Consider the following 9,135-nt stretch of genomic DNA (forward strand, 5'->3'; position numbering starts at 1 on the left):
CGATGACCGAGCGGACCAGCGTCTCAACCGCGTGCCAGGGGGCATCGGTGGGATCGGTCGCAAACATCCAGGAAAAAACACAGCCCAGCGCAATTCGTCACGCCCGACCCGTCTATCGCTTCCCTCTCATGTTAGCGCCTATGGGGGAGAGGGTTAGGGTGAGGGGGACGCACAGCGAGGATTCTTGGGATAGCCACGCAATGCATCCCCCTCACCCCGACCCTCTCCCCGGGGGGGAGAGGGAGATTTCCTCCGCCACCACCCCTTCATGGGCCAGCAGCCAGCGCTTGCGTTCCACCCCACCGCCATAGCCGGTCAGCGCCCCGCCGGAGCCGATCACCCGGTGGCAGGGCACCACGACACTGATCGGGTTGGCGCCGTTTGCATGCCCCGCCGCCCGCACCGCCGCCGGACGCCCGGCCAGCGCCGCCAGTTCACGGTAGGTTATGGTCCCGCCGCGGGGAATGCCGCGCAGCGCCGCCCACACCGCACGCTGGAACGGCGTTCCGCCGGTGCGCACCGGCAACCGGTCGATTACCGCTAGCTCGCCCGCGAAATAGGCATCCATCGCCCGCGTCAGTCCACCCGGATCGGCGGACGGCCGCAGTTCGTAACCACCGGGATGGTGCAGGCGCAGCAGCCGGTGCAGCCGGTCCTCATGGTCGGTCCAGTCGATGGCACGCAAGGCGCCGTCGGTATCGGCGACCACGATCAGTTCGCCGATGGGCGTGGCGGTGCGGTCGATCAGCAGGCTGGACGGAGCAGGCATGAGAGCATCCTAGGCCACCGGCCCCTCAGCCGTCGAGCGCCGGTCAGAAGACGTCGAGATAGGCGGCCCAAACCGGGTCGATCGGTCGGACGAAAAATGCTGAAACCTTGCGACCGGTTCCGCGCTTGGCCTCCTTTTCCCGCTCCAGCCCCGAATCGAGCGACGGCACTTCGATGGCCCAGGACGGCAATCGGCGTCCATCAGGGCTGTAGATCAGGCCGGAGGAGGCGCCGGATACGCTGATGCCGACGCTGCTCATCTGAAAGAGGACGCCGTTGAACTCCGCCCGGACCTCCGCCACTTCCACCGGTGTCCCACGCAGCAGCCGGGTCAAGTCGCTTTCGGGAGAGGCCGTACCCGTGATCGCGCCCGCCTTACTGATGTCGATGCGCGCGCCGTCCCCGGCCTCGAGCAAAGCGTCGCCCACGCGGCTCAGGACCACGCGGTTGGCGGCAAGCGCCTCCAACAGGCTCCCATCGGTCGCCGGTCCGAGGCTGCGAAACCAGAACAGCCCCGCGACGACGACACTCGACAGAAGTATCAAGAAAATCAGCCGCTTCATGATCCGGCAACGTGGCTGCGGGTGCTCAGCACGGTCGCCTTTTCCCGGCAGCGTGCGATCATCTGCGTCAGTGTCAGGGTCTTGCCATGGCGGTCCCACAGGTCGGCACCGAGGATGATCGCCTGCTGGTCACAGGGGTCGTCGCAGGCGGCGAGGAAATCGGCGTCACCAAGCGACTCGAAGCGGCGTTTCCAATAGCCGTCAGGCATCGTTCGGGCGATCAACTGCGCAGCTCCGCCGCCGGCCTTCAACGTCCAGACGCTGAACCCACAGGCACGGCCGACATAGCCATAATGAATGTTTGACCAGATGTCGAAATAGTAGTCCCGGCCGGTGTCCCCGTCATAGCTCCACGTTCCATAGGCGCTGCGGATTTCCTTCTTGTGGTCCCATGGCATTCCAGGCCCGACCCAGGCTGCAAAAATCGTATAGTCGCAGATCAAATCCGCCGACGCATCCTGTACCGCATACATCGTACGGAGAAAACCTGTCGCTATCTGACCGTCCGCCCCTGAAGCACTGATTGCCAGATCGGATACCGGAGTGCTTTTCTTGGCAATGTTCGCGACGATCTGTGAAGATGAGTTCTTTATCATCTCTTTATGGATAAAGGATGCTGGTGATGTCATCGGCTGCATAAATATTCTCCTGAAGTCTTCCCGAGGTGAGCGAACAATCGAAAGCTTCCCACCCCGCCAGTTCACTCGCGGAACGGGATTGCATGCATATAAATTCAACCAGATTTGCATTGATTGGATTACTGCAACCGGCCGCTGTCAATGCATTCGGTTCAAGACCAGGCGCTTTCCATGGGCCATGACTGGTTTCCAGGCATGCCGCCGTTTGGCATGTGCTTGTTCCAGTTGGCTTTTGCTGGCGCCACGCCCGTAATTCGGCGCCTTAAGCGCTGCTCTGCCCAACTTTCAGGCGCCAAAAGGCTGAGTTGCGTGCAATCCGCATGGCTGGCATGATGGAGCCATGCCTGTCCATCTCGTCAGTTCTTGACCGAACAGTCAGCTTTTCCGCCGCCCCTCTCCGTTGGCAGTGCTGGTTGGTTCTCTTGGCACGCGGGTTGCTGACACTTCGGTAGACACGCCGCTCCGCGACCGAAGGGAAGCCATCCGCCATGACCCTGATCGCTCCGCTTGCCACCGCCCCAATCCCTGCCGAAGATGATCGCGCCTCGCCCTATGCCGACCTGAGCCCGGCGATGACGCCGGTGCAGGCGCTGGCCGAGTCCAACCGCTGCCTGTTCTGCTACGATGCGCCCTGCATCAAGGCCTGCCCCACCGGGATCGACATCCCCGCCTTCATCCGCTCGATCGCCACCGGCAACCTGAAGGGCGCCGCGACGACGATCCTGTCGGAGAACATCATGGGCGGCACCTGCGGCCGCGTCTGCCCGACCGAGACGCTGTGCGAACAGTCCTGCGTCCGCAACCGGGCGGAGGACCGCCCCGTCGCCATCGGCCGGCTGCAGCGCCATGCCACCGACCGCCTCATTGATGGCGAACCCGCCCATCCCTTCCCCCGCGCCGCCGCGACCGGCAAGCGCGTGGCGGTGGTCGGTGCCGGCCCGGCCGGCCTGTCCTGCGCCCACCGCCTCGCCACGCTCGGCCATGAGGTGACGGTGTTCGAGGCCAAGGCGAAGTCCGGCGGCCTCAACGAATACGGCCTCGCCCCCTACAAGATGGCCGACGATTTCGCCCAGCGCGAGGTCGCCTTCATCCTCGGCGTCGGCGGCATCACTGTGGAGCATGGCCGCAAACTGGGCGCCGACCTGTCGCTGGACAGCCTGCGCGCCGACTATGACGCCGTCTTCCTCGGCATCGGCCTCGGGTCCAACAACCGCCTCGGGATCCCCGGCGAGGAGCGTGCGGGCGTCGAGGACGCCACTGCCTTCATCGAGCGCGTCCGTCAGGCTCCCCCCGGCAATCCGCCCGCCGTCGGCAGCAAGGTCGTGGTGATCGGCGGCGGCAACACCGCCATCGACGCCGCCATCCAGGCCAAGCGGCTGGGTGCGGAGGACGTGACCCTGGTCTACCGCCGCGGTCGTGCCCAGATGGGCGCCACCGCCTGGGAGCAGGAGCTGGCCCAGACCGAGGGCGTCGTGCTGAAGACCTTCGCCGCTCCTTCGGCGATCGGCGAGACCGACATCACCTTCGAACGCACCCGCCTGACCGACGGCAAGCTGTCCGGCACCGGCGAGACCTTCACCCTCCAGGCCGACATGGTGCTGAAGGCGGTGGGGCAAAAGCTGTCGGCCGACGCGCTGGGCGGCCTGCAAATCACCGGCGGCAAGATCGCCATCGACGAGGCCTATCGCACCACGCTTGCCAAGGTCTGGGCCGGCGGCGACTGCGTCGCGACGGGCGAGGATCTGACGGTCCAGTCCGTGCAGGACGGCAAGCTCGCCGCGCTTGCCATCCACAGCCACCTGACCGCCTGAGGAAAGGGAGCCACATCATGGCCGATCTCAGCAGCACCATCGCCGGCATCCGCTCCCCCAACCCCTTCTGGCTGGCCTCCGCCCCGCCGACCGACAAGGCGTACAACGTCGTCCGCGCCTTCAAGGCGGGCTGGGGCGGCGTGGTGTGGAAGACGCTGGGCGAGGACCCGCCGGTGGTCAACGTCTCCAGCCGCTACGGCGCCCATCTCGACACCGACCGCCGGATGATCGGCTTCAACAACATCGAGCTGATCTCCGACCGGCCGCTCGCCGTGAATTTGCAGGAGATCATCGAGGTCAAGCGCGACTGGCCCGACCGCGCCATGGTCGTCTCGTTGATGGCCCGCATCGAGGAGGAGGCCTGGGCCGGCCTCGCCCGCCGCATCGCCGAGACCGGGGCGGCGGATGGGCTGGAACTCAACCTCGGCTGCCCGCACGGCATGTGCGAGCGCGGCATGGGCTCCGCCATCGGGCAGGTGCCGGAGATGGTGGAGCAGGTCACCCGCTGGGTGAAGAACGCCGTCAATTTGCCGGTGATCGTCAAGCTGACCCCCAACATCACCAACATCCTGTGGTCGGCCGAAGCGGCCAAGCGCGGCGGCGCCGACGCCATCTCGCTGATCAACACCGTCAACTCCATCGTCGCGGTGGATCTCGACGCCATGGCCCCCACCCCGGTGGTCGACGGCAAGGGCAGCCATGGCGGCTATTGCGGCCCGGCGGTGAAGCCGATCGCGCTGAACATGGTGGCGGAGATCGCCCGCAATCCCGAAACCCGCGGCCTGCCGGTCAGCGGCATCGGCGGCATCACCACATGGCGCGACGCGGCGGAGTTCCTGGCGCTGGGCGCCACCAACGTGCAGGTCTGCACCGCCGCCATGACCTACGGCTTCAAGATCGTCGAGGACATGATCGGCGGCCTGTCCAACTGGATGGACGTGAAGGGCTACCGGACCCTTGACGAACTGAGCGGCCGCGCGGTGCGCAATGTCGTCAACTGGAACGACCTGAACATGAACTTCTCGACCAAGGCGGTGATCGACCCCGCCTTGTGCATCGATTGCGGCCGCTGCCACATCGTCTGCGAGGACACCTCGCACCAGGCGATCCGCATCGACGCAGGCGAGGGCCGCCGCGTCTTCACCGTGGTCAACGAGGAGTGCGTGGGCTGCAACCTGTGCAGCCATGTCTGCCCGGTGCCCGACTGCATCACCATGGTGCCGGAGCAGACCGACCTGCCCTATGTCACCTGGCCCAACGACGCCCGCAACCCGATGCGCGTCCCCGAAGCCGCCGAATAAAGCCCCCCTCGGCCGTCATCCCCGCGAAAGCGGGGATCCAGGCCTTGCCACAGGGACCGCTTCCGAAACTCTGGATCCCCGCCTTCGCGGGGATGACGTCGAAACAGGGATGGCGCCGGCCCGACCGAAGAAGGATAAGGCGCCGTTCCGCTCAGGGAGAATGCAATCATGTCCACCCCGCAGAATGTCGCCGTGAACGGCTCGCGCCTGTGGCAGAGCCTGATGGACATGGCGCAGATCGGCGCCACGCCCAAGGGCGGCGTGTGCCGGCTGGCGTTGACCGACCTCGACAAACAGGGCCGCGACCTGTTCGTGCGCTGGTGCGAGGAGGCCGGCTGCACGGTCTCGGTCGACAAGATGGGCAACATCTTCGCCCGCCGTCCCGGCCGCGACGACAGCCTGCCGCCGGTCATCATGGGCAGCCATCTCGACAGCCAGCCGACCGGCGGCAAGTATGACGGCGTCTATGGCGTGCTGGCCGGGCTGGAGGTGGTGCGCAGCCTGAACGACATGAACTACGTCACCGAGGCCCCGGTCGAGGTCGCGGTCTGGACCAACGAGGAAGGCTCGCGCTTCGCCCCGGCCATGGTGTCGTCCGGCGTCTTCGCCGGGGTGTTCGACCTGGACTACGGCCTGTCCCGCGCCGACCTCGACGGCAAGACGATGGGCGAGGAACTGGCCCGCATCGGCTATGCCGGCGACCGGGAAGTCGGGGGCCGCAAGGTCGGCGCCTATTTCGAGGCCCACATCGAACAGGGTCCAATCCTGGAGATCGAAGGCAAGACCATCGGCGTCGTCACCGACTGCCAGGGCCAGCGCTGGTACGAGATCACCTTCACCGGCCAGGAGGCCCATGCCGGCCCGACCCCGATGGTGCGCCGCAAGGACGCCCTGCTGGGGGCCGCCCGCGTGGTCGATGCGGTGAACCGGATCGGCATGAAGTACGGCCCGCTGGCCTGCGCCACGGTGGGGCTGATGCAGATCCACCCCAACAGCCGCAACGTCATCCCCGGCCGCGTCTTCTTCACCGTCGATTTCCGCCATCCCGACGACGCCATCCTCGCCGCCATGGACGGCGAACTGCGCGCCGAGGTGGAGCGCATCGCCGGCGAGATCGGGCTGGAGAGCGATTTCCAGCAGATCTGGTACTACGCCCCGATCAAGTTCGACGAGACCTGCGTCGCCGCCGTCCGCAAGGGGGTGGAGCGCACCGGCCACAGCTTCCGCGACATCGTGTCGGGCGCCGGCCACGACGCCTGCTATCTGTCGAAGGTCGCGCCGACGGCCATGGTCTTCATCCCCTGCATCGACGGCATCAGCCACAACGAGGTCGAGGAGACGACCCCGGAATGGTCGACCGCCGGCTGCGAGGTGCTGCTGCACGCCGTGCTCGACCGCGCGAATGCCATGGCCGAACTGGGCCCTCTCCCCCCCGCTCACGCGCAAACGTAGTTTGCGCTGACGCGACAGGCGGACCATAGGTCCGCCGAAAGCGGGGAGAGGGTTGGGTGAGGGGGACGCATTGCGTGGAGTCGGTGAGCGGGCGGAATTTTCCGTTCCTTGTTGATCCACCCTGAGCATCCCCCTCACCCTGACCCTCTCCCCAGGGGGGAGAGGGGACCAGTTCCGGTAAAGGACGAGCGATGGCGCGAACGGCTGCCGACACCACCGATACCACGTCGCCCCAGGGGCGCATCCGGCGTGAGAACGTCGAGCGCATCCTGAAGGCGGCCGAGCGCATCTTCGCCGAGGCCGGCTTCGCCGGCGCCACCATGGCCGACATCGCCGAGCGGGCCGGCCTGCCCAAGGCTAACCTGCATTACTATTTCGGCACCAAGGAGGATCTCTACCGTGCGGTGCTCGACAACATCCTGCGGATGTGGCTGGCGCCGATCGATTCCTTCACCCCCGACGCCGATCCGTCCGTCGCGCTGACCGCCTACGTCACCGCCAAGATGGAGGCGTCGCGCACGCGGCCCCATGCCTCCAAGGTCTTCGCCAACGAGATCCTGCATGGCGGGACCCAGGTCGAACGCTTCCTGGCCGAAGACCTGAAATCGCTGGTCGACGCCAAGGCAGGCGTCATCGACGGCTGGGTCGCCGCCGGCCGCATGGCGCCGGTGGACGCCCGCCAGTTCCTGTTCATGATCTGGGCGGTGACCCAGCATTACGCCGACTTCGACGTCCAGATCCGCAAGGTGCTGGGCCGCCGCAGCCTGACCCGCCAGGACTTCGCCGCCATGACGGCGGAGGTGCTGCGCATGGTCCTGCGCGCCGCCGGGCTACCGGAACCGCAAATCGCCGAACCACAAGTATCCGAACTCGAACCGCCCACCGACTCCGTCCCACCAAACCTCTGAGGGAGCGCCCGAGCATGTCCACCATCCTGATCCGCGGCGGCACCGTCGTCACCGCCGAGCACACCCGCCGCGCAGACGTTCTCTGTCAGGACGGCATCATCACCGCGGTGGGCGAGACGCTGGACGTGCCGGCGGGAGCCGAAGTGGTGGATGCCGGCGGCTGCTATGTCATGCCCGGCGGCATCGACCCGCACACCCACATGGAACTGCCCTTCATGGGCACGGTGACGACGGAGGACTTCTTCAGCGGCACCGCCGCCGGCTTTGCCGGGGGCACGACGATGATCATCGACTTCGTCATCCCCAACCCGAAGCAGAGCCTGATGGAGGCCTACCACACCTGGCGCGGCTGGGCGGAGAAGGCGGCCGGCGACTACAGCTTCCACGTCGCCGTCACCTGGTGGGACGAAAGCGTGCGGCAGGACATGGGCACGCTGGTCGCCGACCATGGCGTGAACAGCTTCAAGCACTTCATGGCCTACAAGAACGCCATCATGGCCGACGACGAGACGCTGGTGAACAGCTTCCAGCGCTGCCTGGAACTCGGCGCCATCCCCACCGTCCATGCCGAGAACGGCGAACTGGTCTTCCAGCTCCAGAAGAAGCTGCTGGCCCAGGGTCTGACCGGGCCGGAGGCCCACCCGCTCTCCCGCCCGCCGGAGGTGGAGGGCGAGGCCGCCAACCGCGCCATCCAGGTCGCCAAGGTTTTCGGCGTCCCGGTCTACATCGTCCATGTCTCCGCCAAGGAGGCGCTGGAGGCGATCGAGCGTGGCCAGAATGGCGGCCAGCGCGTGTTCGGCGAGGTTCTGGCCGGCCATTTGCTGATCGACGACAGCGTCTACCGCAACCCCGACTGGGACTTCGCCGCCGGCCATGTCATGAGCCCGCCCTTCCGCCCGAAGGAGCATCAGGACGCACTGTGGCGCGGTCTCCAGGCGGGTCACCTGCACACCACCGCCACCGACCATTGCTGCTTCTGTGCGGAGCAGAAGGCGATGGGCCGCAACGACTTCACCAAGATCCCCAACGGCACCGCCGGCATCGAGGACCGCATGACCGCGCTGTGGACCCACGGCGTCAACACCGGCCGGCTGACGATGAACGAGTTCGTCGCCGTGACCTCCGCCAATGCCGCCAAGATCTTCAACCTCTACCCGCGCAAGGGCTCGGTCAGCGTCGGGGCCGACGCCGATCTGGTGGTGTGGGATCCGAAGGCGAGCAGGACCATCTCGGCCAAGACCCAGATGCAGAAGGTGGGCCTGAACATCTTCGAAGGCATGACCGTCACCGGCTCCCCGGCCTACACGCTGAGCCAGGGCCGCATCGTCCACGCGCTCGGCGAAAGCCGCGCCGTGCGCGGCGCCGGCCGCTACGTCAACCGCCCCGCCTTCCCGCCGGTCTACGAGGCGGTGTCGAAGCGCAACGCCCTGAACGTCCCCGTCGCGGTGGAGCGGTAAGCAAACTGGAAAAGCCCCCGTCCGAAGGCTCGGGCGAGGGCTCTTTCCGTCTAACTAGACGCTTAACTCGGCCGTCATCCCCGCGCAGGCGGGGATCCAGGCGTTTCCATAGGAAGATCAATGGGAAAGCTGGATTCCCGCCTTCGCGCACTGCTGTCCAGGATTTTCAGGGCTCGGCCAGTTTGAGGCTGAGTTGGCGGTCTGGCGGTCGTTTTTGCGGTGGCCGTGGCCTTGTCG

The 9,135-nt window shown here is 66.5% G+C and carries 8 protein-coding genes; 5 read left to right on the forward strand and 3 right to left on the reverse strand.

The features are described from left to right. Nucleotides 1-211: 211 nt before the first annotated feature. Genes ogt through FZ029_RS32480 form a run of 3 tightly spaced genes read right to left on the reverse strand, consistent with a single transcriptional unit; the run spans nt 212 to nt 1,969 of the window. Nucleotides 212-769 (reverse strand): methylated-DNA--[protein]-cysteine S-methyltransferase, encoded by a 558-nt coding sequence (ogt, locus tag FZ029_RS32470; protein ID WP_149274289.1) that lies wholly within the window; start codon nt 767-769, stop codon nt 212-214. Nucleotides 770-812: 43 nt separating this feature from the next. Then, nucleotides 813-1,331, reverse strand: a complete 519-nt coding sequence (locus FZ029_RS32475; protein ID WP_149274291.1) for a hypothetical protein — start codon at nt 1,329-1,331, stop codon at nt 813-815. Beyond that, nucleotides 1,328-1,969 (reverse strand): polymorphic toxin type 44 domain-containing protein, encoded by a 642-nt coding sequence (locus FZ029_RS32480; RefSeq protein ID WP_188052151.1) that lies wholly within the window; start codon nt 1,967-1,969, stop codon nt 1,328-1,330. The genes FZ029_RS32475 and FZ029_RS32480 overlap by 4 nt, the downstream gene beginning before the upstream one ends. Nucleotides 1,970-2,457: 488 nt before the next feature. On the opposite strand from FZ029_RS32480, the gene FZ029_RS32485 reads away from it, so the two are divergent. The 5 genes from FZ029_RS32485 to hydA all read left to right on the forward strand — a co-directional run bounded on the left by FZ029_RS32485 (nt 2,458) and on the right by hydA (nt 8,898). After that, a complete protein-coding gene (locus tag FZ029_RS32485; protein WP_149274295.1) occupies nt 2,458-3,780 on the forward strand; it encodes an NAD(P)-dependent oxidoreductase in 1,323 nt (440 codons plus the stop codon). Nucleotides 3,781-3,797: 17 nt separating this feature from the next. Next, complete coding sequence (preA, locus tag FZ029_RS32490; RefSeq protein WP_149274297.1) at nt 3,798-5,081, forward strand: NAD-dependent dihydropyrimidine dehydrogenase subunit PreA; 1,284 nt, start codon at nt 3,798-3,800, stop codon at nt 5,079-5,081. A gap of 168 nt (nt 5,082-5,249) precedes the next feature. Then, a complete protein-coding gene (locus FZ029_RS32495) occupies nt 5,250-6,533 on the forward strand; it encodes a Zn-dependent hydrolase (RefSeq protein WP_149274299.1) in 1,284 nt (427 codons plus the stop codon). A 191-nt stretch (nt 6,534-6,724) separates the two neighbouring features. Further along, nucleotides 6,725-7,441: a TetR/AcrR family transcriptional regulator gene (locus tag FZ029_RS32500; protein WP_149274301.1), complete on the forward strand. Its 717-nt coding sequence runs from the start codon at nt 6,725-6,727 to the stop codon at nt 7,439-7,441. A gap of 14 nt (nt 7,442-7,455) precedes the next feature. After that, nucleotides 7,456-8,898 carry a dihydropyrimidinase gene (gene hydA / locus FZ029_RS32505; protein ID WP_149274303.1) on the forward strand — a complete coding sequence of 481 codons (1,443 nt, stop codon included), beginning with the start codon at nt 7,456-7,458 and terminating at the stop codon, nt 8,896-8,898. The last annotated feature ends 237 nt before the right edge of the window (nt 8,899-9,135 follow it).

Source organism: Azospirillum sp. Sh1 (assembly GCF_008365135.1).
GTDB classification, from domain to species: domain Bacteria; phylum Pseudomonadota; class Alphaproteobacteria; order Azospirillales; family Azospirillaceae; genus Azospirillum; species Azospirillum oryzae.

Bases quoted from the DNA above. Each gene is read 5' to 3' on its own strand.
- ogt (WP_149274289.1), bottom strand. From the start codon at position 769: ATGCCTGCTCCGTCCAGCCTGCTGATCGACCGCACCGCCACGCCCATC.
- FZ029_RS32485 (WP_149274295.1), top strand. From the start codon at position 2,458: ATGACCCTGATCGCTCCGCTTGCCACCGCCCCAATCCCTGCCGAAGAT.
- FZ029_RS32480 (WP_188052151.1), bottom strand. From the start codon at position 1,969: ATGCAGCCGATGACATCACCAGCATCCTTTATCCATAAAGAGATGATA.
- preA (WP_149274297.1), top strand. From the start codon at position 3,798: ATGGCCGATCTCAGCAGCACCATCGCCGGCATCCGCTCCCCCAACCCC.
- FZ029_RS32500 (WP_149274301.1), top strand. From the start codon at position 6,725: ATGGCGCGAACGGCTGCCGACACCACCGATACCACGTCGCCCCAGGGG.
- FZ029_RS32495 (WP_149274299.1), top strand. From the start codon at position 5,250: ATGTCCACCCCGCAGAATGTCGCCGTGAACGGCTCGCGCCTGTGGCAG.
- FZ029_RS32475 (WP_149274291.1), bottom strand. From the start codon at position 1,331: ATGAAGCGGCTGATTTTCTTGATACTTCTGTCGAGTGTCGTCGTCGCG.
- hydA (WP_149274303.1), top strand. From the start codon at position 7,456: ATGTCCACCATCCTGATCCGCGGCGGCACCGTCGTCACCGCCGAGCAC.